General features: G+C 57.6%; 19 protein-coding genes. 6 read left to right on the top strand and 13 right to left on the bottom strand.

From position 1 onward, the window contains the following. The first annotated feature begins 15 nt into the window (after positions 1 to 15). The gene (gene dld / locus GOV85_RS06320) at positions 16 to 1695 is read left to right on the top strand and encodes a D-lactate dehydrogenase (protein WP_171176027.1); all 1680 of its coding nucleotides are present in this window, start codon (positions 16 to 18) and stop codon (positions 1693 to 1695) included. 7 nt (positions 1696 to 1702) lie between these two features. Here dld and GOV85_RS06315 read toward each other — a convergent pair whose 3' ends face one another. Together GOV85_RS06315 and gph are read right to left on the bottom strand one after the other, a co-directional pair. Further along, positions 1703 to 3406 carry a SulP family inorganic anion transporter gene (locus GOV85_RS06315; protein WP_171176025.1) on the bottom strand — a complete coding sequence of 568 codons (1704 nt, stop codon included), beginning with the start codon at positions 3404 to 3406 and terminating at the stop codon, positions 1703 to 1705. A 327-nt stretch (positions 3407 to 3733) separates the two neighbouring features. Beyond that, a complete protein-coding gene (gene gph / locus GOV85_RS06310) occupies positions 3734 to 4405 on the bottom strand; it encodes a phosphoglycolate phosphatase (RefSeq protein ID WP_171176023.1) in 672 nt (223 codons plus the stop codon). 206 nt (positions 4406 to 4611) lie between these two features. On the opposite strand from gph, the gene hemP reads away from it, so the two are divergent. Both hemP and GOV85_RS06300 read left to right on the top strand, forming a co-directional pair. Then, a complete protein-coding gene (gene hemP, locus GOV85_RS06305; protein ID WP_171176275.1) occupies positions 4612 to 4779 on the top strand; it encodes a hemin uptake protein HemP in 168 nt (55 codons plus the stop codon). Beyond that, positions 4776 to 5252: a hypothetical protein gene (locus tag GOV85_RS06300; protein WP_171176014.1), complete on the top strand. Its 477-nt coding sequence runs from the start codon at positions 4776 to 4778 to the stop codon at positions 5250 to 5252. Before hemP ends, GOV85_RS06300 begins: the two co-directional genes overlap by 4 nt. A 50-nt stretch (positions 5253 to 5302) precedes the next feature. On the opposite strand, the gene GOV85_RS06295 is transcribed toward GOV85_RS06300, so the two are convergent. The 8 genes from GOV85_RS06295 to GOV85_RS06260 form a co-directional block, all read right to left on the bottom strand. Continuing rightward, a complete protein-coding gene (locus tag GOV85_RS06295) occupies positions 5303 to 8368 on the bottom strand; it encodes an aminotransferase class III-fold pyridoxal phosphate-dependent enzyme (RefSeq protein WP_171176012.1) in 3066 nt (1021 codons plus the stop codon). 108 nt (positions 8369 to 8476) lie between these two features. Further along, entirely contained in the window at positions 8477 to 9349 is an 873-nt protein-coding gene (locus GOV85_RS06290; RefSeq protein ID WP_171176010.1) for an NAD(P)-dependent oxidoreductase, read from the bottom strand. A 90-nt stretch (positions 9350 to 9439) separates the two neighbouring features. Continuing rightward, positions 9440 to 9829, bottom strand: a complete 390-nt coding sequence (gene cueR, locus GOV85_RS06285; RefSeq protein WP_171176008.1) for a Cu(I)-responsive transcriptional regulator — start codon at positions 9827 to 9829, stop codon at positions 9440 to 9442. Next, positions 9826 to 12294 (bottom strand): heavy metal translocating P-type ATPase, encoded by a 2469-nt coding sequence (locus GOV85_RS06280; protein WP_171176006.1) that lies wholly within the window; start codon positions 12292 to 12294, stop codon positions 9826 to 9828. The genes cueR and GOV85_RS06280 overlap by 4 nt, the downstream gene beginning before the upstream one ends. Positions 12295 to 12372: 78 nt before the next feature. Continuing rightward, positions 12373 to 13137, bottom strand: a complete 765-nt coding sequence (locus GOV85_RS06275; protein WP_171176004.1) for an SDR family oxidoreductase — start codon at positions 13135 to 13137, stop codon at positions 12373 to 12375. Further along, positions 13134 to 14066, bottom strand: coding sequence for an SDR family oxidoreductase (locus GOV85_RS06270; protein ID WP_171176002.1), 933 nt, complete (start codon positions 14064 to 14066; stop codon positions 13134 to 13136). The genes GOV85_RS06275 and GOV85_RS06270 overlap by 4 nt, the downstream gene beginning before the upstream one ends. Next, complete coding sequence (locus GOV85_RS06265; protein WP_171176000.1) at positions 14063 to 14965, bottom strand: bile acid:sodium symporter family protein; 903 nt, start codon at positions 14963 to 14965, stop codon at positions 14063 to 14065. The genes GOV85_RS06270 and GOV85_RS06265 overlap by 4 nt, the downstream gene beginning before the upstream one ends. Further along, positions 14962 to 16278: an NAD(P)/FAD-dependent oxidoreductase gene (locus GOV85_RS06260; RefSeq protein WP_171175998.1), complete on the bottom strand. Its 1317-nt coding sequence runs from the start codon at positions 16276 to 16278 to the stop codon at positions 14962 to 14964. The genes GOV85_RS06265 and GOV85_RS06260 overlap by 4 nt, the downstream gene beginning before the upstream one ends. 65 nt (positions 16279 to 16343) lie before the next feature. Here GOV85_RS06260 and GOV85_RS06255 point away from each other — a divergent pair, with 65 nt between their 5' ends. Further along, positions 16344 to 17006, top strand: coding sequence for a TetR/AcrR family transcriptional regulator (locus GOV85_RS06255; RefSeq protein WP_171175996.1), 663 nt, complete (start codon positions 16344 to 16346; stop codon positions 17004 to 17006). A 7-nt stretch (positions 17007 to 17013) separates the two neighbouring features. On the opposite strand, the gene GOV85_RS06250 is transcribed toward GOV85_RS06255, so the two are convergent. From GOV85_RS06250 to GOV85_RS06240, 3 genes are read right to left on the bottom strand one after another with little or no spacing between them, the layout of a single operon-like run. Continuing rightward, positions 17014 to 17172, bottom strand: a complete 159-nt coding sequence (locus GOV85_RS06250) for a hypothetical protein (RefSeq protein WP_171175994.1) — start codon at positions 17170 to 17172, stop codon at positions 17014 to 17016. Between the two features lie 49 nt (positions 17173 to 17221). Further along, entirely contained in the window at positions 17222 to 17842 is a 621-nt protein-coding gene (locus tag GOV85_RS06245; protein ID WP_171175992.1) for a pyridoxamine 5'-phosphate oxidase family protein, read from the bottom strand. Positions 17843 to 17853: 11 nt separating this feature from the next. Further along, positions 17854 to 18318 carry a nuclear transport factor 2 family protein gene (locus tag GOV85_RS06240; RefSeq protein WP_171175990.1) on the bottom strand — a complete coding sequence of 155 codons (465 nt, stop codon included), beginning with the start codon at positions 18316 to 18318 and terminating at the stop codon, positions 17854 to 17856. Positions 18319 to 18623: 305 nt separating this feature from the next. Between GOV85_RS06240 and GOV85_RS06235 the strand changes: the two genes are divergently transcribed. Further along, the gene (locus GOV85_RS06235) at positions 18624 to 19187 is read left to right on the top strand and encodes a TetR/AcrR family transcriptional regulator (RefSeq protein ID WP_171175988.1); all 564 of its coding nucleotides are present in this window, start codon (positions 18624 to 18626) and stop codon (positions 19185 to 19187) included. A gap of 142 nt (positions 19188 to 19329) precedes the next feature. Then, positions 19330 to 20487, top strand: coding sequence for an acyl-CoA dehydrogenase family protein (locus GOV85_RS06230; protein WP_171175986.1), 1158 nt, complete (start codon positions 19330 to 19332; stop codon positions 20485 to 20487). Positions 20488 to 20536: the final 49 nt, after the last annotated feature.

Raw genomic sequence — 20536 nt, 5'->3', positions numbered from 1 at the left:
AAGATGGGGGCCGAGATGACCAATGAAGAATTGATCAAGCACTTCCGCTCCGTCGTCGGATCGCGCCACGTCCTGACAGGCGAGCGCGCGACCGAGCGGTTTCGGCGTGGGTTCCGCTCGGGCGAGGGGGAGGCGCTGTGTGTCATTCAGCCTGGTACGCTGTCGGAACAGTGGAAGGTTCTGCAAGCTTGTGTTGCATCGGACAAGATCGTCATCATGCAGGCCGCCAACACCGGCCTGACAGAAGGATCGACACCGTCGGGCAGCTATGACCGCGATGTCGTTCTGATCAACACCCGCCGGATGGATACACTGGTCCCGTTGAACAATGGCGAGCAAATCGTCAGCTTTCCCGGTGCCACCCTGTTTGCTTTGGAAAAACTTCTGGCCCCGCTGGGGCGCGAGCCGCATTCGGTGATCGGTTCCTCGTGCATCGGTGCATCGATTGTGGGTGGGGTCTGCAATAACTCGGGCGGGTCTTTGGTCGAGCGTGGGCCCGTTTACACCGAACTGTCCGTGTACGCCCGGATATCCGAGCAGGGCGAGCTGGAACTGGTCAACCATCTGGGCATTGATCTGGGCGACACGCCCGAGGAAATTCTGGCAAGCCTTGACGCCGGCACTTTCGACCGCAACCCGGGGGCCACGAACAAACGGGCGTCAGCAAGTGACTACGCACAGATCGTGCGGGATGTGGACGCAGAAACGCCTGCACGTTTCAACGCAGACAAGGCCAAACTGTTCGAATCCGCTGGTTCTGCCGGAAAACTGGCGGTTTTTGCTGTTCGCCTTGATACCTTCCGGAAAAACGACGCGGAAAAAGTGTTCTATATTGGAACGAACAGCCCCGATGATCTGGCCGCTTTGCGCCGCCATATCCTGTCTAGGTTCAAGTCACTGCCTGTTTCGGCCGAATATATGCAGCGTGAAGTGTTCGACATCACCGCCAAATACGGCAAGGACACAGTTGTGATGATCGACAAACTGGGGACGGATCGCTTGCCGTTCTTCTTCGCGATGAAAGGCGCGGTTGATGCGCGGCTTCGGCGTATACCGCTCCTCGGCAATTTTACTGATCGTTTCATGCAAATGGCCGTAGCGCTTTGGCCGCGTGTTCTGCCCAAGCGGATGGTCGAGTTCCGCGACAAGTACGAACATCACCTGATCCTGAAGATGAAAGATGACGGGATCGCAGAGGCTGCTGCGTGGTTGCCGGATTTTCTGAAAGACCGTGAAGCTGGCTTCTTTGAATGCGATATGCGCGAGGCCAAGATTGCCGGCCTGCATCGTTTCGCAGCCGCCGGAGCCGCCGTGCGTTACATGGCGCTGCATAACTCGGATGTAGAAGATATTATTGCACTGGATGTCGCGCTGCGCCGCAACGATTACGACTGGCTGGAAAAACTTCCACCTGAGATCGAGGATAAGCTGGTGCACAAACTCTACTACGGCCACTTCATGTGCCACGTCATGCATCAGGATTACATCGTCAAAAAGGGCGCGGACCCCAAGGTGTTGAAGGCAGCGATGCTCAAACTGTTTGACGAACGGGGGGCAGAATACCCGGCTGAACACAACGTGGGTCACTTGTACAAGGCCAAGCCGGACCTGGCAGCGCATTACAAGTGCTGCGACCCGACCAATTCGTTCAACCCTGGTATCGGTAAGATGTCGAAGGCGAAATACTACAACTAAGCGGGCTTCACGACGCGGCCGAACGTTTGTCGAAGGCATCCAACAAACGGTTGCCCGTGTCAAAGAACGCGTCTTCGCCGATCAGATCGGTCACGCCATAGCGATCAAGCTCTGCTTTTACATCTGGTTCAACCAGCGTGAACACGAGGCGAATGCCGTTTTCATGCAGAAACTCGACCAAGCTGCGCAGGGCATACCCGGCGGTAAAATCGATCTCATCTATGGCCGATGCGTCGATGCAGAACCATTCAGGTTTCGCGTCCGAGCCTTGCACAATGGCCGTGGCTTCATTCGTAAAACGCTGTGTGTTTGCGTAATACATGCCGTGCGAGAACCGATAGATCACAAGGCCGGGTTCAAATTGATTGGGTGGTGTCAGGGCTTTTGAATGCCAGCCACCGTTTTCGGTTTTGACGATCGCGGCGTTCTTTGGGCGATACCCCCGGCGGGTGTGATCGATCAGAGAAAAGACCACGGCAAAGACAATGCCTTGTTCGACGCCCACAAGCACGACCACGGCGGCCGTTGCGGCGGCCACCCAGAACTCTGAGCGGGCTTGTTTGTAGATCGTGGTAAGACCACGCAGATCAATCAGCTTCAAACCAATCAGGAAGACAATGGCCGACAAGGCGGCACTTGGCAGATAAGCAAGCGGTTTGGTGAGAAACAGGATCACCACAAGGACAATGGCCACAGTAGTCAATTGGGCCACCTGACTGCGCCCACCGGCGCTGGCGACCATTTCGGTTTTGGTGGGGCTACCGTTGACCACAAATGTGCCGGAAAATGCCGCGCCGAAATTTGCAAGGCCCAACCCGATCAGGTCTGTGTTCTCGCTGAACTTCTCATCGTACCGGGCAGCGTAGGCTCGTGAGGTCGCTGCGCTCTGTGCCAGAATAACCACGAAGATGGACAGTGCCGTGGGCAGGAGTTGTTTGAACAAAGTCCAACTCCAATCCACATTCGGTATCGAGAGTGACGGCAAGCCGCTTGGAACTGTCCCCAGAACAGCAATGCCGATTGTTTCGAAGGAAAAGGCCCAGCTGCAATAGATCACTCCTACGATTGCGATCAGGGGGCCGGGTATTCTTCGCGACAGCTTTGTGGAGGCGACAACAACGCCAAGCACGGCGGCAGAGACAAACACAGTTGGCCAGCTGATATGAGCCACGTTCAGGTATACGTCGTTCAGCCGCGCAAGCGTACCGTGTCCGCTGGCTTCGATCCCCAATAAACCGGGTATTTCGCCAGTGGCAACCTGAACGCCAACGCCGGTCAGAAAACCGACCAAAACGGTGCGCGACAGGAAGTCGGCCAGAAATCCAAGCCCGATGATCCGCGCAGCGATCAAAAGCACGGCCGCCATCAGCGCCAACAGGGACGCCAAAGCGAGGTATTCCGACGAACCCGAGACCGCCATGCCCGCCAGCGCCGAGGCTGTTATGGCCGCCGTTGCCGAATCGGCCCCGACCACAAGATGTCGCGACGACCCGAACAGGGCGAACAGCGCCATGGGAATCAGAATCGTATAGAGCCCCGTAATGACCGGCGTACCCGCGATTTTGGTATAGCCCATGACTTCGGGGATCGCGAGGCAGGCAAAGGTAAGCCCGGCAAGCATCTCGGTCGGAAGACGCGACCGGTCAAAAGGCAGCACGCCCTGCAGCACCGGTGACGGTGATGATTTGGGATTTCTGCCCGGGTTTTCCATGGGTTACCTTTTTACCCGATTTGTTCTGCGTGTGATCTTGGTTGCCAACAGAGCGTCGGGGCAAAATTTAAGCAAGGCATGATGGGCAAATCGAAAGGCTCCTGCTGGTTTTTTTAACAGGTTTTCAGGGAAAATAGCGCGACTACGGGAAACCCCCAATTTTGCGCGGCAGCGATCAGGGGTAAACATGACCTACCGTACTTACCACACAAACACACGGCAATTACTTTCCCCGATGAGGGGCTGGTCACACCCCCTCGGCCGGCCCCTCTTAACTTTTTGGGAATGTGAAACAGATCTTGCCGCCCGCAGATTTGGTGGGCGAGTTCAGGACACGTGTTCGTTTTGGGCCAGCGTCGCCACATGAATGGGAAGGTCTGCAGCAGCCTCATAGGCGATGTCATGTGGAATGTTCTGCACGCGGGACTTTCGGTATCCTTCCGTGAACAGCAGAAACGGGATTTTCGCTCTGACGGCGGTTTCCGAGTCTACCTCGCTGTCTCCAACAAATACGCGGGGACCTTTTGCCTCAAGGGCATCGAAGCTTGCAAAAAGATGCTTGGGGTCCGGCTTTCTGGTCGGCAGACTGTCGCCACCAATCACCACATCGAAGAACCGCGACAGGTTCAGCGCTTCTAACACGTGGCGGGCAGGGGCTTCGGGCTTGTTTGTGCAGATGCCCAGAGCGCAACCCATCTGTCGTAACGCATCCAGCGATTCGGGGATGCCGGGGTAAGGAATGGTCGTTTCGCTGGCCGCTGCGTTGTAGTGCTTCAGGGTCAGTTGTGTCAGTTCCGCATGACGGTCCAGCGGCAGTTCGCAATGGTGGATCATGCGTTCGACTAGCTTGGGCAGGCCATTGCCAACGAATCCCTTGATGATGTCGATCGACAGCGGGTCATGCCCAACGTCATTCAATGTTCGATTGGCCGCTGCGGCCAGATCGCCAAGGCTGTCCACCAGCGTTCCATCGAGATCAAAAATAACTGTTGCGGTCATGCCCAGCGCGTCCTTTTCGTCTGACCGCAGACGTAACCCGCCCTCTTCAGGGGTGCAATCGCTTGTGTTAAAACGACACTTGACAATCCTTACTAAAATAATCAGATTAAGCTGCAGGAACAGAAAGCCAGCCCAGTCGGGGTCAGCCAGACTATATGAAACGCAACAGGTATGGCGCTAAGCCGACACGCTCTGGAGATGTCCTGATGAACATACAGAACCCGACCCCCACCCAAGGTTATCCTGTCTCGATGCTTCCCGCGCACAAGGCCGAGGAGCTGACAAAGGGCGGAAATCTTGCCCATATCGAACTTGGCGATCAGCTTTACACTTTGCGGATCACCCGCGCAGGCAAACTGATCCTGACGAAATGAGCATGCAATCCACACGCGGTGGCGCCACGGTTGGCCACCTTGCGGATCTTGGTCCGGTTGAAGCAGGTGCGGTGATGTATCTGCGGATGTGGAGCGAGGGTGAGGGCGGTCGAACCGACGCAGCCAGTGATTTCCAGATCGCCTTGGGCGCAGATTGCGGAGAGGCCGCGATGCAGACGCTGGAAAGTGTGTGTTCCCTTTGTGCCGCCTATGGACGCCGCCCCCTAATCCGCCATGGGCTGAAATGCGCGTGCCTGGGCGCTGATGAGAATTGCTTCGCCCAGATGATCGCCGCAGCATCCGAGGGTGCGCGTGAAGATGCGATGATGTTGGCGTCTCTGATCGTGCGCCCGGATTTTGCGCCTGCGCTCGCATCGTTGTCAGAAGAGTTGGGTCTTGCCCTCAAGCGCATCACGGCTCGGTTCAGGATTCCGACAACCGGACACCATACCCCCTCGGCCGTTCTCCACTGATCCCCGGTTCAGGGCGGCTTAACCCCGGCATTGCGCCGGGGTTATCTTGTTCAGCAGCATCCACATCCTGCGTGGTGATGATCATGATCGCAAACCGGCGCAGGGGTGTAGTCGCCCACCTCAGACAGCACGTCCCGCAAGGCCCACAGGATCATGTCCACATCCTCGGCCTCAATGGTCAGCGGCGGGCGGATTTTCAGGATGTTGTCTTTGGGACCTTCGCTGCCGATCAGAATGCGATGATCGCGCATCCGGTTTTTGACATAGCTGCAAATCTCGGTTCCTTCTGACCCGTCAGTGTTGATCAGCTCAACACCCAGAAACAACCCCATGCCCCGCACGTCGCCAACACAGCCAAAGTCGTTTTCGATCTGACGCAGCCCGGTCATCAGACGGTCTCCCATCAGGCGGGCATTGTCTTGCAGACCTTCGTCGTCAACGATGTCCAGCACCTCCTTGCCGATCCGGCAGGACAGGGTCGAGCCGCCGAAGGTGGAAAAGAATTCAATCCCATTGTTGAAGCTGTCCGCAATTTCCCTGGTCGTCACCAACACGCCCAGAGGGTGCCCGTTGCCGATCGGTTTGCCCATGACAACAATGTCAGGCAGCGCGCCCTGGTGTTCAAAGCCAAAGTAGTACTCGCCCAGACGACCAAGACCTGTCTGCACCTCATCTGCGATGCAGACACCACCGGCGGCACGGATTTTCTCATAAACCGCAGGCAGATAGCCCTTGGGAGGAATGATCTGTCCTCCGACCGAAGGGAAGGTTTCCGCAATAAACCCTGCTACGCCTTGCCCGCGCGCGTTCAAGGCTGTGATTGCCGGGTCTAAAAGATCGGCAAATTTCTGGGCCCGATCCGCATCGTCTCGCTTGAACGAACCGCGGTAGTCATCCGCGACTTCGACCAGCTCAACCCAGTCGGCTTTGCCGATGCCACCAGGCTTGTTGAACTTATAAGCCGAGATCGCCACAGCCGCGTTTGTATTCCCGTGATAGCCGTGATCCGGCGTCACGATCCCTTTCACTCCGGTATGGGCACGGGCCAGTCGCAGAGCCAGCTCATTGGCCTCGGTCCCGGAATTGACGAAGAAGCAGACCTCGAAATGATCTGGCAGTTTGGACAGGATCTTGTCGGCAAAAGCGGTTTGGGCCGGATGCAGATAACGGGTGTTCGAATTCATCCGCCTCAACTGATCCGCTGCCACGGCATGAATACGCGGATGCGCATGGCCGACATGAGGAACGTTGTTATAGGCGTCCAGATAGGGGCGGCCCCATTCGTCGAACAGGTGGTGTTTCCACCCACGCACCAGCATGACCGGATCGTCATAGGTCAGAGACAGGTTACCGCCAAAATGATCGCGTCGCCCTTGCTGGATCGCCTGCTTGTCAGTGGGTTGGTAAAACACCTTGTCATCCGGCAGGTTCAGCAAGGCGGCGGGGTTCGGACAGACCGCGTGCCACAGCTCCATCTCGTCAGGATCGCCAACACCGGGCCAGTCCGCCTCCATACCATCGGTGGTCAGGGCCAGTTGGAAATGCACATGAGGGGCCCATCCGCCATTCTGGCTGGCATCGCCCAGCCGGGCAAACGCCGCCCCCTGTGCTACCGGATCGCCGGGTTTCAGCCTGTCACAGCATTCTGGATCCAGATGACCATAGAGCGTATAGAACGGATCACCTTCGGGCGTTTCGTGATGCAGGATGATCACCCCGCCATAGTCGAGGTGGCTGTCGCGTTTCTCGACGACCTCAACCCGCCCGCTCATGGGCGCGTGCAGCACCGTCCCGGCAGGCGCAAACACATCCACGGCCAAATGCACTGTCCGCCGGTCCGAGGCTTTCCACGGGCCCTTGCGGAACCCCGGTTCGGCATAGATCAGGCGGGGCTCGTTGTAATAGCCCAGCCACAGATCTTGCCCATATTCCTCGCCGACCCGCGCGGCTTCGGCCAAAGGCATGTGGAACGGGTTCTGAGGCCAGACACAGTTCTCAACCGACAGCGAGCCCATGGGCGCATCGCTCAGATCCTGACCGAACATATCGGCAAACTGGCCACGATGATCCTTCAGATAGGCTTGGATGCGCTCAGCTCCGTCGACAACAGGCAGGCCGCACGCCGCCCGCAAGCGCGCCTTCATCAACCCACCATTGACCGAGGCATTCTCAAGGAACCGCCATGCGGGTGCCTGCGAGATGGTTACATAAGGGTCATCCGGGTTCTCGGCTGCCATCAGGGTCGAGTTGACGACCGACACGGCAAGCCGCATCCGCAGCAGCGGCCAGATCAAGTCTACTTCGTCGACGCTCAGCCGGTTGGCCGCGTGATAACCTTTCACCAACGCAGACAGCGCCCGTTCTGGTTTGGGATGGTCCAACACTATGTAAGCCCCGGCAATCGCCAGATCGCAGACTCGCGGCGCCGCGCACATGTCACCCAGATCGATCAGGCCCGAGATCCGCCGCCGTTCACTCAATTCCCCTTCGACCAGAATGTTATAGTCATTGGCATCATTGTGGATGGCTTGTTTTGGCAGATCCGCAAGGGTGCCGGAGATCGCAGCAAACCCGCCGCAGATTTCCTTTAGCAAGGCTTGTCGCGAAGGACCAGAAATCGCGTCCAGCTTACCCGCAATCCAATCCGCCTGCATCAAGTCCCATTTGAAATCGGCCCGATGCAGCCCCTCATGCTGGAACCCTTCCAGGGCCCGATCGGTTGCTCCCAGCACGCGCCCAAGTTTCAGGATCAATTCTTCGGATTTTGGTGCCGCCTTTGCGTAGCATCGCCCGGGCAGGCATTCCAGCAACCATGCCAGCCTAGGCTGAGCCTCAGAGTCTGTAATCTCGGGTAACACATCGCCGTTCAAATCGGGGAACACTTTGGGAAAAGGCAAACCCGGTGCTTCCGATGCAATATGGGCCAGTGCCTGTATCTGCAGGTCCACCAAACCGGCTTCGCAACCTGCTCGCATGACCTTCAGAACATAGTCCTGCCCATTGGTGGCCTGCACCAGAAAGTTTAGGTCGTATTCGCCATCCAACCGCTTCAAACGCGCGTCCAGCCCCCAGTGCTGCCGCAATGCATCCGCCCAGAACTTCACCAATTCGCTCATGTCGCTCTCCGCCCCGGTGCACCCGGGATCCTCTTCATCTGGCTAAAAATACCTTCGGGGGTGAATTGGCCCAACGGGCCAAGAGGGGGCAGACAGCCCCCTGAACCCTCAGTCCAACGCGCGCAAGCGCTTGAACAGAGACGACGTATCCCACCGCCCACCGCCGAGTTTCTGAACGTCCTTGTAAAACTGGTCGACCAATGCGGTCACGGGCAGTGATGCACCATTGACGTTGGCTTCATCCATACAAATACCCAAATCCTTGCGCATCCAATCCACGGCAAACCCGTGTTCGAAATGATCGTCCAACATCGTCTCGTGACGGTTCACCATTTGCCAGCTTCCAGCCGCGCCCTGGCTGATTACCTCTACCACGGATCGCCCGTCCAACCCTGCTTTCTCGGCAAAATGCAGCGCCTCGCTGAGAGCCTGAACCAAACCGGCAATCGCGATCTGGTTACACATCTTGGTCAATTGGCCCGCGCCGCTGTCGCCAATTCGGCGGCAAATCTTGGAATAGACCTCCATCAGCGGTTCGGCCGCATCGTAAGCGGCCTGATCACCACCGCACATGATGGACAGAACACCGTTTTCAGCCCCGGCCTGACCGCCCGAGATCGGGGCGTCGACAAAGGCGACCCCCTGCGCGGCACCGGCCTTGCAAAGCTCACGCGTGACATCTGCCGAGACCGTTGTGTGATCGACGAAGATGGCTCCGTCGGACATGCCGTGAAACGCACCGTCCTCGCCTGAGCAGACCATGCGCAGATCGTTATCATTGCCCACGCAGGCCATGACAAATTCCGCGCCCAGGACGGCGTCTTTCGGAGTAGCCGCCATGGCCCCGCCATACTGGGCCACCCAGGCTTCGGCCTTGGCTGTGGTGCGGTTGTAGACGGTAACGTCATGACCTGCGGCTTTCAGATGTCCGGCCATGGGATAGCCCATGACACCAAGGCCAAGGAACGCGACTTTTGCCATTTTGTGATCCTCTCCACTGTTCGACCATGGTCTCAGGCCGAAATCTTTGGCGAAGACAAAGCAAAGCTGCGCCCAAAGGGCAACCCCGTGTCAGCCTTTCCCTCCCAGATCTTTCAGGATCGGGCAATCAGGGCGGTCATCTCCGGCGCACGCATCGATGAGATGGCTCAGCGTATCGCGCATCGCGTTCAGGTCCCCGATCTTGGCTTTGATCTGAGCCAGATGATCCCGTGCGACCCGCTTCACATCGGCGCTTGCGCGGGTTTCATCCTCATACAACGCCAACAGGGTACGGCAATCTTCGATGGTGAACCCAAGCGCACGGGCGCGGCCCAGAAAGTTCAGCTTGTGCACGTCCTGATCGCGAAAACGGCGATACCCGTTGTCGTCGCGCAGAGGCTTGATCAGGTCGATCTCCTCATAATAGCGGATCGTCTTGGCGGGCAGACCTGTACGGGCAGACACGTCTCCGATATTCATGGGTGCACCTCGTTGGCGGCCAAGGTCGGGGTTTCCGGCACGCTGGCGCGAACGCGACGCAGACGCAAAGCATTTGAGACCACAAAAACACTCGACAAAGCCATCGCGCCTGCTGCCAAAGCAGGCGACAACAGATGACCGCCAAACGGATACAGTGCGCCAGCCGCCACCGGGATCAGCAGGACATTGTAACCAAACGCCCATCCGAGGTTCTGGCGAATGTTTCGCATTGTGCGACGGCTGATCTCGGTCGCGTTTGCAACGCCACGCAAATCACCCGACATCAGCACAACGTCCGCCGTTTCGATCGCCACATCCGTACCTGTCCCAATGGCGATGCCGATATCCGCAGATGCAAGCGCCGGAGCATCGTTGATCCCATCGCCAACAAAAGCCAGCGTTCCGAAACTACCCCGCAAAGCCGTGATCGCATCTACTTTACCGTCCGGCAACACCTCGGCAGTGACGTGATCGATCCCCAACCGATCAGCCAACGCCTGTGCCGTCCGCGTGCTGTCTCCGGTGACCATGGCCACAGTCAGCCCCATCTGGTGCAACCTCTGCAGCGCTTCTTCGGTGCCGGACTTAATCGGGTCGGACACAGAAATCGTCGCAGCGGCCTGCCCATCTAAGGCAACGAATAGCGGCGTTGCCCCTTCAGAGGCGCGCTCTTCGGCCTCGTCCGCCAAGCGGCCAAGTTCAATCCCCCGGTTTTTCATCAGCCTGTACGACCCGACCAAAACTTCCTGACCTTCAACGAGGCCCTGTACGCCCAGCCCGGTAATTGATTGGACATTCGACGCCTCGGGTAGAGCAGAGGGGCCCGCCCGGGTGATAGCCGATGCAATTGGATGCTCTGACTGTGCTTCGAGGGACGCAGCGAGTCGCACAACCTCATCCCTGTCAAACCCGTTCGCCGTCATCACGCTATCCAACTCGGGACGGCCGAGCGTCAGTGTCCCGGTTTTGTCCAGCGCGATAATGCGTGCTTGTTGAAGCTGCTGCAATGCATCGCCTTTGCGGAACAATACCCCCAGTTCTGCTGCGCGCCCCGTGCCCACCATGATAGAAGTAGGCGTCGCCAGCCCCATCGCACAGGGGCAGGCAATGATCAGCACCGAAACACCTGCCACAAGCGCGAGCGGCAAGGCGGGGCTGGGACCGAAAATCAGCCAGATTAGGACGGTGATTACAGCAACGAGAATGACGGCGGGGACGAAGCGATAGGTGATCTGGTCGACCAGCCCTTGAATGGGCAATTTGGCCCCCTGTGCCTGCTGCACCATGCGGATGACCTGAGCCAGAACCGTGTCGTCCCCAACGCGCGCGGCGCGTACCCGCAAGGCTCCGGTCCCGTTCACCGTGCCGCCAACAACAGCGGCCCCTTGCGATTTTCCGACCGGCACAGGCTCGCCAGTGATCATGCTTTCGTCGACGTAAGATGTGCCCTCAAGCACTTCGGCATCTACTGGCAGGCGCTCGCCCGGACGAACGCGCAAAATGTCTCCGACAACTATTTCAGCAATCGGACGGTCCTCTGTTCGGCCATCCACTTCGACCCTTGCGGTTTTGGGCTGCAAGCCTACCAGCTTCCTGATTGCGGCCCCGGTTCTGCCTTTGGCGCGCGCCTCCATAAGCCGACCCAGAAGGATCAGAACAACGATGACTGCTGCAGCTTCGAAATAGACATTGGCGGTGCCTTGCGGCAGCACATTTGGGGTGAATGTGGCCACCACGGAATAGAGATAGGCCGCCCCGGTCCCCAACGCGACAAGCGCGTTCATATCAGGCGTGCCGTGTAGCAGGGATGGGATGCCCTTGCGGTAAAACACTCGTCCCGGACCGATCAACAGGGCCGAGGTCAGAGCAAACTGGATAAGCTGACTGGTCTGCACACCGACGGTGGCGTGTACCCAATGATGGAACGCGGGGATCATGTGCCCACCCATCTCAAGAACAAACACGGGCAGCGCGAGGACAGCGGCAAGCATCGTGGTGCGGCTCAGATTGCGAATTTCGTCATCTTCGCGGCTTTCAGGTTCCTGGGTGTTTTGAAAGCGCGCCGGGTATCCGATTCCGGTGACTACCTGTGCTAACTGCTCTGGCGTGGTTGTCCCCGCCGCGTATGTCACTTTGGCGGTTTGAGTTGCGAGATTTACCTGAGCGTCTATTACACCCGGGTTGGCTACTAGCGCGCGTTCGATCTTGGCCACGCACGAGGCGCAATTCATCCCGTCGACACTCAGATCTACGCAATTGGTTTCAGCAGGATACCCTGCCGCATCCAGCGCCGTAGTCAGAGCCGTAACCGGCCCGTCAAACGCCACTTGCGCTGATTTGGTTGCAAAGTTGACCGAAGCCGCATCGACACCTGGCACATCGCGCAGGGTCGCTTCGACACGGCCCACACAGGACGCGCAGCCCATGCCGGTGATTTTGAGCTCTTTGAGTGTTTCATGTGCCATGCGACTCGTTCCGCAGCTTACCTTGCCCTTCAAATGGGGGTTCCAGTCACGGGAAGGTCAAGGGGTCATGGCAAAAATCTATTCTGCTGGCCCGCGTATATTGCGCTCCATCATGCGTTGATACAGGCGCGGTGAGAGGCTGTTCAGCCACCAAGACAAACGCGCCACACGTCCAACCGGAATCATCGGCTGCGATTTGTCTAATCCTCGCAGGATTGCTTTGGCGGCGGCCTCAGGGCTCATCTCATCCATACCATCCTTTGCCGATCCGGGTCTTGCCGTTCCATCGGCCTGCTCTTGTGCGTTGCCCGGGTTGGTGGCCACGAAAGACGGTGCCGCGATCTGAACCCGAACACCATGAGGTGCTTCTTCGGAGCGGAGCGATTTGAAAAACCCCTCAAGCGCGTGTTTCGATGCAGCATAGGCCGTCCGGTGATAGAGCGGTGCAAACCCTGCCACGGACGAGATCGCCAGATGTGTCCCTTTGGACGCCCGGATCGGCTGTAAAAATGACCGGGCCATTTCGACGGCTGCGAAATAGTTGATGTCGAATACCATTCGGTGGCTGGCGGCGTCGGACTGATCAAACCCCCGAATTTGCGTGACCCCGGCGTTGTAGATGACCAGATCAGTACTTTCGCTGGATTCGATCACCCTTTGGGTTGCGTCAGCAAGCTGCTCGGGGTCTGTCAGATCGCAAGCGATTGGCAACTGGTTTGGCCTGGTGTCCAAGCCTGAGACGTCAAGGTCCAGCAACACGACCCGCCAACCGCGGGCTTGCAGGGCATGGCTCAGGGCTTGCCCCAAACCACCTGCTCCACCTGATATGACAGCTGTCTTCATAGCCCGGCCTGCTTTTGCCAGAACGCGAACACCTCGGCGCTGGTTTTTTCGGGTGTATAGCCGAATTCTGATTTGAGGGCGGAATTGTCCAAAACAGGTCGATATTGCAGAAACCGTACCTGTTCCGGCCCATAGCGAGACAAGCCAAGCGGGCGTGCCACGGATAAAGCCGCCTTCAGTGCCCAAGCAGGAAGACGCAGAACTGATTTCCCCATGGCATCGGCCAGATCGGTGACACCCATCGCTCCGTCCCCGGCGACGTTATAAACGCCGGGTGGCCCGTCTGTCGCTGCGCGCCGCAGGATACGGGCCAGATCGTGCGTCCAGATAAACACAAAAGGGCTTTCGCTGCCGGTCACAGCCAGCAGGCGCGGCTTGTGAAACAGGGCGGTGATCTGGTTTTCAGTGCCAGCCCCCAGCACCGTCCCCACGCGCAGAACGACCTGTTCAAGATCAGGGGCAGCGCTTCGGGCTTCCGCCAACAATTCCTCGACCTGTCTCTTGTGGTCGGAATAAGGGAATTCTGGATTGCCCCGCAACGGGTCACGCTCGCGCAGCGGAATGCGGTTGTCCGCATGATACCCATACGCAGCCCCGGATGATGTGACCACCAGTCTGCGTACGCCGTTGGCAATCGCTGCATTCACCACCTTGCGCGTTCCTTCGACGTCAACAGCGTATGCTGCGGCGCGTCCCATCTTGGGCGTGGGCGTCACGATTGAGGCCAGATGCACGATGACATCCGGCTTCACCTTGGTGATCACGCGGGCAGGGGCGTCGCTTGTCACGTCCATGGGCAGGAAGGCGACGTATTCCGGCAAAGACTCCGGGCGTCTGAGGTCGGTGGCAAAGACCTCATGCCCCTCAAGCTCCGGCAACAGTGCTTGCCCGACCATACCGGCTGCGCCTGTGATCAGAATACGGGTCATCGCGCGGCCTCGGTTCGGGCCATGACCGACGCAAGCGCAATGCCCGATATCGCGTGCCAGATGCCCCAGAACGCGGCCACAACCGCCATGCCGCCCAGCCCGTGGAAAAAAGCGAAGATCAAGACCAGTCCAAGCCCTGAATTCTGAATGCCGGTCTCTATGGTGATTGCGCGACGATCAAAGGGGGATAGCCGGGTCAGAGTGGCCACGACCCAACCGCCCCCCAGCGCCAGGGCGTTGTGAAGGATCACAAGCCCGGCAACCGCCCCGGCAAAGCTGAGGAAGAATCCCCAGTTGGCGGCCAGGGCAAGCAGGATGAAGGCCGCGAAGATACCCATCGACAGGTATTGCAACGGCGCCCGCAGACGGGCGGTCAGGGCTGGTCGAAGCTGATTCAACGCAATACCCAGAACCAGGGGCAGGATCAGCATCAAGCCGACGAGAATGGCGATTTGCACCGGATCGATCTGGGTCTGCTGCAGGATCGCTCGGGTTGGTGGATACAGCCCGCCCCAAAGCGCGATGTTGAAAGGCGTCATGAAGATTGCGCCAATAGTGGCAAACGCTGTCATCGACACAGACAGAGCTGCATTGCCGCCCGCGCGATGCGTGATGAAGTTCGAGATGTTGCCTCCGGGACAAGCCGCAACAAGGATTAGCCCTAACGCGATGGATGCACGTGGCTCTGTGATCCACACCAGCGCAAAGGTCAGTGCGGGCAGGACCACGAACTGAGACAACAGCCCGACAATCACCGGTTTCGGCGCGCGTCTCAGGCGATCAAAATCCCGCGGCGTCAGGTCGATCGCGATCGAGAACATCACAATCGCCAGAATGGCGTTCAGCAACGTCAGCGACGCCGGGCTGAAATTCAGCGTGACTTCGTCAATACCACTCATGCGGCCGCTTTCCGCAGCCGGTCGATCCAGCCAGTGACGGCCTTTCTATATGTGGCCTTGTCCACGTAATAAGCCATGCGGGGCAGATCGATATAGTTCATGCCTCCGGTGGCGCGCGTGTAGTCTTTTTGTTTTTCGGTTTTCAGATCGGCCGCCGCCGGGCAACCGCATTGAAGACCCTTGATATAGCGCGCCACCATCTCGGCCTGTTCGTGCCTCCCCTGCCAGCCAAGACCCGTGGCCTCGACCATGCCCAGCACAAACAGATCGTCGCGTTCGGGGTGTATGGTGTTCAGGAAAAGATGCGGGGCATCGCCCTGCCAGTTCAGCAGGTCCTTATCGATGAAAGGATAGTGCAGCTTGTATCCGGTTGCGGCGAGGATCATGTCGTAGTCTTCGCTGGTGCCGTCCTTGAAGTGAACGGTGTGACCCTCAAGCCGGTCGATATCGGGGCGAATGCGCAGATCGCCGTGGCCTGCGTGATACAGGACCAGTGAATTTACCACCGGATGGCTTTCGTAAAGCTGATAATCGGGTTTGGGAAAGCCGTATTTCTGCGGATTTCCGACGAACCAGCTGAGGATCAGACTGTCGACCTTTCGCTTTAACCACATGGGCAGGCGGATCTTGCCACCCATCGTGTCAGCAGGTTTGCCAAAGACATATTTCGGGACGAAATAGTATCCGCGCCGCATCGACAGGTCGCAGCGTTTTGCATGATGGATCGCGTCCACTGCAATGTCGCAACCGGAGTTGCCTGCACCCACAACCAATACGCGCTTGCCGTCGAATTGACTGGGATACCGGTATTGAGAGGCATGGATCAATTCGCCGTCGAAGGTTCCGGGGAATTCTGGCATGTTCGGTTCCGACAGGGTGCCGTTTGCTATCATAACCCCTGCGAAGTCGGCCTGATGGTCACCTTCGGCATCCCTCCAAGACACGCGCCAACCGTCTCCCGAGTTGCCCAGCGGCGTGATCTGGGTGACTTCGGCATTGAACCTATAGTTCTCACGCAACCCGAAATGATCTGCAAAAGCACGGAAATAGTCGCGCATCGCCCAGTGAGAAGGGTACTCGGCCACAGCCTCATCCATCGGGAAGTCTTCGAACTCGGTCATGCGCTTGGACGAGATCAGATGCGCTGTCTCATACATGGTTGATCTGGGGGCATCGATGTCCCACAGACCGCCCACATCCGAATGCAGCTCGAACCCTTGAAATGCGATGCCTTGTTCTTTCAGCACCTTGGCCGCGGCCAATCCCATCGGTCCCGCCCCGATCAGGGCGAATGCGTCGCGCGTTTCTTCCATGAACCCTCCCAAAGTTCGTGAGGCTTAACTTGAACGAACGACCAAAATAAGGCAAGGTGAAAATCATGAGTCTAAAAAACATAGAAAAACCAAGGCAAAGAGCACCGTCCAAGCGGTCTTTGGAGACGCGGGCGCGGATCATGGATGCAGCGGAATTGGTCTTTGCCGAACGGGGATTCGAAGGCGCCTCGATCCGCGATATTGCCGCTTTGGCGGGTGTGCAGATCGGCCTGGTGCACCATCACGGCGGTGGAAAAGATGAGCTTTTCTATCGCACCGTCGCCCGCCGCGCGGATGAGTTGGCGCAGTTGCGGGTCGAGACGCTGAACAAAGCCAGGGCCGAGGGGTCGCTGACATTGCACAGCATTCTGGACAGCTTTATCCGCCCTTATGTAGAGCTGGCTGAAACAGGTGGTCCGGGCTGGATGGCCTATGGCCGGCTAGTAGCGCATGTGTCCGTCGATCCAAGGTGGAGCGACATTGCGGCTGAGTGTTTCGATCCGACGGCCCAGCATTTTATCGCAGAGATTGCTGCGCTTTATCCTGATGTTGATCCGGCAGTGTTGGCCAGTGGTCAGGTGTATACGGTTTCAGCCATGTTGGCGCATCTCAACAGCGGCTGGCGCGTTAGGGCGCTGTCGCAAGGTGGTGATCAGCCTGACATAGAGCCCTTGGTCGAGTTTTGCGCCGCAGGTATTGCAGCAATGGTCAAAGCCAGTCGAGGCTGATCGCCTTTCACTCCTGCTGCAGGTGATCAAATAGCATTGTGCTGAACACGGAAGGAGACGTGCGCACAGCGCTGGGTGAGGCGAAAAACCCAAGCATCAGGATCAGCAATATCAGGGCTGCCGCTGCAAGACACGCCGCCGAGAGTTGAAAGACTGAACGAACCATTGCGCAAATTCCTTTCCTGAATATCGAATTTCTTTGACAGTCCGGCGGGTTAGTCTGACTTGGCCAGTTGTTGCTTCAGCCGTTCATTCTCTGCCTGCAACTGGGCCAGCTGTTGTCCAAGCGTGTTCAGATGGGGGCGCAGCTCGGCTTCGGTGAAGCGAGGGGTGATGTGACGCGGGCAGTTCCAGTCCAGCGCCTCGACGCGGATGATCACGGCCCGTTCCGCCGGGGTCTCGGCCTCTTCGGGATACAAACTGGCTGCGGCCGCTTCGCCTTCGGTAAACTCGACACGCCCCAGGACCTTCAGGCGGCGTTGGTTGGCGTAATCCATCAGGATCATCGCGATACGATCATTCCCATCTAGGTTCCCGCGCGAGATATATTGCTTGTTGCCGGAAAAATCCGCATAGCCGATGGTCTGCGGCCCCAGCACTTTCAAAAACCCCACAGGACCACCGCGATACTGCACATAGGGCCAGCCGGTTTCGGACACAGTGGATTGATAGAACCCATCCCGTGTCTGAATGAACTCTTTTTCGGGCTCGCCGATCAAGTGGCCCTGCTGTGGTCCACTTTCGATGAACTTGGCATAGGTTTTTGCCGATCCCATCCGCTCTTGATGGGCGCGGACGGCAGGGGTGAAGGCACGTTGGGAAAAGGCACGGGGCATGGTAAGTCCTTTCAAAGACCTAAATCTGACAGTCCGGGATGATCTTCGGGGCGTTCGCCTTGCGGCCAGTGAAACAGACGGTCCTCTTCGGTGATCGGCAAATCGTTCAATGAGGCGTGGCGATGCGACATGCGCCCGTCTTCGGCAAATTCCCAGTTCTCGTTACCATAAGAGCGGAACCACTGGCCGCTGTCGTCTCGCCATTCATAAGCATAGCGCACTGCAATGCGATTTCCGGAAAAGGCCCAGAGTTCCTTGATCAGGCGATAGTCCAGTTCCTTCCGCCATTTGCGCGTCAGGAAGGCGTGGATGTCGGCATGGCCAGTCAAAAACTCGGCCCGGTTTCGCCAATGACTGTCCTCGGTGTAGGCGGGCGTCACCCGGTCGGGGTCGCGACTGTTCCAGGCGTTTTCCGCCATCCGCACTTTCTGAGTCGCGGTTTCAAGCGTGAAAGGGGGCAGAGGGGGGCGAGACATAAGGCAAGAGCTTTCAGGCAAGTGATGCGGCCAGAAGGGCCATGGTCAGAAGGAACGGAACGTACTGAGATGGAAAAATGCTGGCACGACGTTTCATCGGTCAAATCCTCTGGTGTACTGATCGGTTAACTTTCGACCTCAAAGTGTACCGATCTGTTAACTTTTGCAAGGACAATCTTCAAAAAATTTCAATTTGAGACTGTTGAAGTCAATAAAGTTCCATAAAATCAGGGACTTGATTTGATGTTATTGTACTTTGCGTTTTGGGCTAATATGTACAGAACGGTACACTATGGAGCCGAATCATGCGCCCAAACAAACGGGACGAACTGGTGAGCAAGGCCCTGAAGGTCTTTTACCGCGATGGGTTTCACGCGACTGGCATGGACAAGCTGGTGGTGGAAACGGGCGTGTCCAAAACATCGATGTACAAGCACTTCCGCACCAAGGAAGAACTGATCCTTGCGGCACTACGTCTGCGGGACGAAAACTTTCGCGATTGGTTCTTGAAACGCATCGATGAGATGGCAGAGACTCCGGTCGAGCAAATCCTTGTCAGTTTTGACGCTTTGAAAGAATGGTTCGAAGAAGATGAGTTCCGGGGGTGCATGTTCATCAAGGCAGGCGCTGAATTCCAGGACCCGGATCACCCGATCCATGTACAGGCTGCCGAGCACAAGCAATTCCTGCTGGACCATTTCACTTCGGTTGCTGAACAGGCCGGTGCTCAGGATCCGCATAAACTGGCCTGCCAGATTGTACTTTTGCAAGAGGGAGCAATTGTCTCTGCCGTTCTGCTTCAACACTGTGATCCTGCGCGGGACGCCAAGGATGCGGCGAAAAAACTGCTGGCCTCGGCACTGAACTAAACCTGCTCAGCTAAACTGTTTCTGCTTGGATTGTCGGGCAATGAACGTTGCGTTGTTCCACTTCAGGACGCGGCGTCACACGCATTGGCGTGAATCGGACAGAGCGCTAGGCTTTAACAAAAGACTTTCTGGAGAGCGTTCGATGCCACTTTTCACTTCAACCGCAGCTTGGGTCACCGATGAACACCGCATGTTTGCCGACATGGCGGGCCGGTTCATGGATGACGAACTGACGCCGAATATCGAAACCTGGGTCGAAAACGGTGTGGTGGATCGCGACTTTTGGCGTAAGGCGGGTGAAACCGGACTTATGGCGGGAGCAATCCCCGAAGAGTATGGTGGTGTCGGCGGCGGCATGGGGTTCGATGCAATCACCGCCTACGAACAGGGCGCGCGTGGCGATGCCGGTTGGGGCTATGGCATTCAGTCGATTGTGACGCATTACCTCACCGCCTATGGCAACGAAGATCAAAAACAGAAATGGCTGCCTAAACTTGCCTCGGGCGAGATGGTTGGCGCGTTGGCGATGACGGAACCTAGCACCGGGTCAGACGTGCAGGCGGTGCGGACGACGGCTGAAAAAGACGGAAACTCTTATCGTTTGAACGGCTCGAAAATCTTCATCACGAATGGGCAGTCAGCTGACCTGATTATTGTGGCGACCAAGACAGACAAATCCGAAGGCGCGCGTGGTGTGTCTTTGATCGTGGTTGAAACCGAAGGGGCCGATGGCTTCCGCCGGGGGCGCAACCTTAAAAAACTGGGAATGAAGGGCAACGACACGGCCGAGTTGTTCTTTGAAGATGTCAAAGTGCCAATGACGAACCTGCTGGGAGCTGAGGAAGGGCAGGGCTTCTACCAGCTTATGAAACAACTGCCGTGGGAACGGTTGAACATCGCGATCATGGCGCTGGGCGCGATTGATTTCGCCATCGCTGAAACGGTCAAATACGTTCAGGAACGCAAGGCTTTTGGGCAACGGGTGATGGACTTCCAAAACACCCGGTTCAAGCTGGCCGAATGCAAGACCAAAGCCGAGGTTCTGCGCAGCTTCATCAACGACTGTATCGGAAAGCTGGAAGCTGGAGAGCTGGACGCGGCCACCGCCTCGATGGCCAAATATTGGGGATCTGAGGTGCAGAACGAGATCATGCATGAATGTCTGCAACTGTTCGGCGGTTATGGGTTCATGATGGAATATCCGATTGCACGACTTTATGCGGATGCGCGCGTGCAGATGATCTACGGCGGCACCAATGAGGTGATGAAAGAGTTGATCGCACGCTCGATCGACGTTTGACGGTTTCCAAGGGGCTCACCTCCGTCGTCATCATTCCAGCCGGAATACC

The sequence above is a fragment of the Ruegeria sp. HKCCA4633 genome (assembly GCF_013034605.1).
GTDB lineage: Bacteria > Pseudomonadota > Alphaproteobacteria > Rhodobacterales > Rhodobacteraceae > Ruegeria.
The sequence above is the reverse complement of the archived record's forward strand: the minus strand, read 5'-3'. Positions and strand labels throughout refer to the sequence as shown.

Excerpts from the sequence above, each read along its gene's own strand:
- GOV85_RS06315 (WP_171176025.1), bottom strand. The coding sequence starts at position 3,406 with ATGGAAAACCCGGGCAGAAATCCCAAATCATCACCGTCACCGGTGCTG.
- hemP (WP_171176275.1), top strand. The coding sequence starts at position 4,612 with ATGAACATACAGAACCCGACCCCCACCCAAGGTTATCCTGTCTCGATG.
- gph (WP_171176023.1), bottom strand. The coding sequence starts at position 4,405 with ATGACCGCAACAGTTATTTTTGATCTCGATGGAACGCTGGTGGACAGC.
- GOV85_RS06240 (WP_171175990.1), bottom strand. The coding sequence starts at position 18,318 with ATGTCTCGCCCCCCTCTGCCCCCTTTCACGCTTGAAACCGCGACTCAG.
- dld (WP_171176027.1), top strand. The coding sequence starts at position 16 with ATGACCAATGAAGAATTGATCAAGCACTTCCGCTCCGTCGTCGGATCG.
- GOV85_RS06235 (WP_171175988.1), top strand. The coding sequence starts at position 18,624 with ATGCGCCCAAACAAACGGGACGAACTGGTGAGCAAGGCCCTGAAGGTC.
- GOV85_RS06275 (WP_171176004.1), bottom strand. The coding sequence starts at position 13,137 with ATGAAGACAGCTGTCATATCAGGTGGAGCAGGTGGTTTGGGGCAAGCC.
- GOV85_RS06265 (WP_171176000.1), bottom strand. The coding sequence starts at position 14,965 with ATGAGTGGTATTGACGAAGTCACGCTGAATTTCAGCCCGGCGTCGCTG.
- GOV85_RS06300 (WP_171176014.1), top strand. The coding sequence starts at position 4,776 with ATGAGCATGCAATCCACACGCGGTGGCGCCACGGTTGGCCACCTTGCG.
- GOV85_RS06230 (WP_171175986.1), top strand. The coding sequence starts at position 19,330 with ATGCCACTTTTCACTTCAACCGCAGCTTGGGTCACCGATGAACACCGC.
- GOV85_RS06250 (WP_171175994.1), bottom strand. The coding sequence starts at position 17,172 with ATGGTTCGTTCAGTCTTTCAACTCTCGGCGGCGTGTCTTGCAGCGGCA.
- GOV85_RS06280 (WP_171176006.1), bottom strand. The coding sequence starts at position 12,294 with ATGGCACATGAAACACTCAAAGAGCTCAAAATCACCGGCATGGGCTGC.
- cueR (WP_171176008.1), bottom strand. The coding sequence starts at position 9,829 with ATGAATATCGGAGACGTGTCTGCCCGTACAGGTCTGCCCGCCAAGACG.
- GOV85_RS06295 (WP_171176012.1), bottom strand. The coding sequence starts at position 8,368 with ATGAGCGAATTGGTGAAGTTCTGGGCGGATGCATTGCGGCAGCACTGG.
- GOV85_RS06290 (WP_171176010.1), bottom strand. The coding sequence starts at position 9,349 with ATGGCAAAAGTCGCGTTCCTTGGCCTTGGTGTCATGGGCTATCCCATG.
- GOV85_RS06270 (WP_171176002.1), bottom strand. The coding sequence starts at position 14,066 with ATGACCCGTATTCTGATCACAGGCGCAGCCGGTATGGTCGGGCAAGCA.
- GOV85_RS06245 (WP_171175992.1), bottom strand. The coding sequence starts at position 17,842 with ATGCCCCGTGCCTTTTCCCAACGTGCCTTCACCCCTGCCGTCCGCGCC.
- GOV85_RS06260 (WP_171175998.1), bottom strand. The coding sequence starts at position 16,278 with ATGGAAGAAACGCGCGACGCATTCGCCCTGATCGGGGCGGGACCGATG.
- GOV85_RS06255 (WP_171175996.1), top strand. The coding sequence starts at position 16,344 with ATGAGTCTAAAAAACATAGAAAAACCAAGGCAAAGAGCACCGTCCAAG.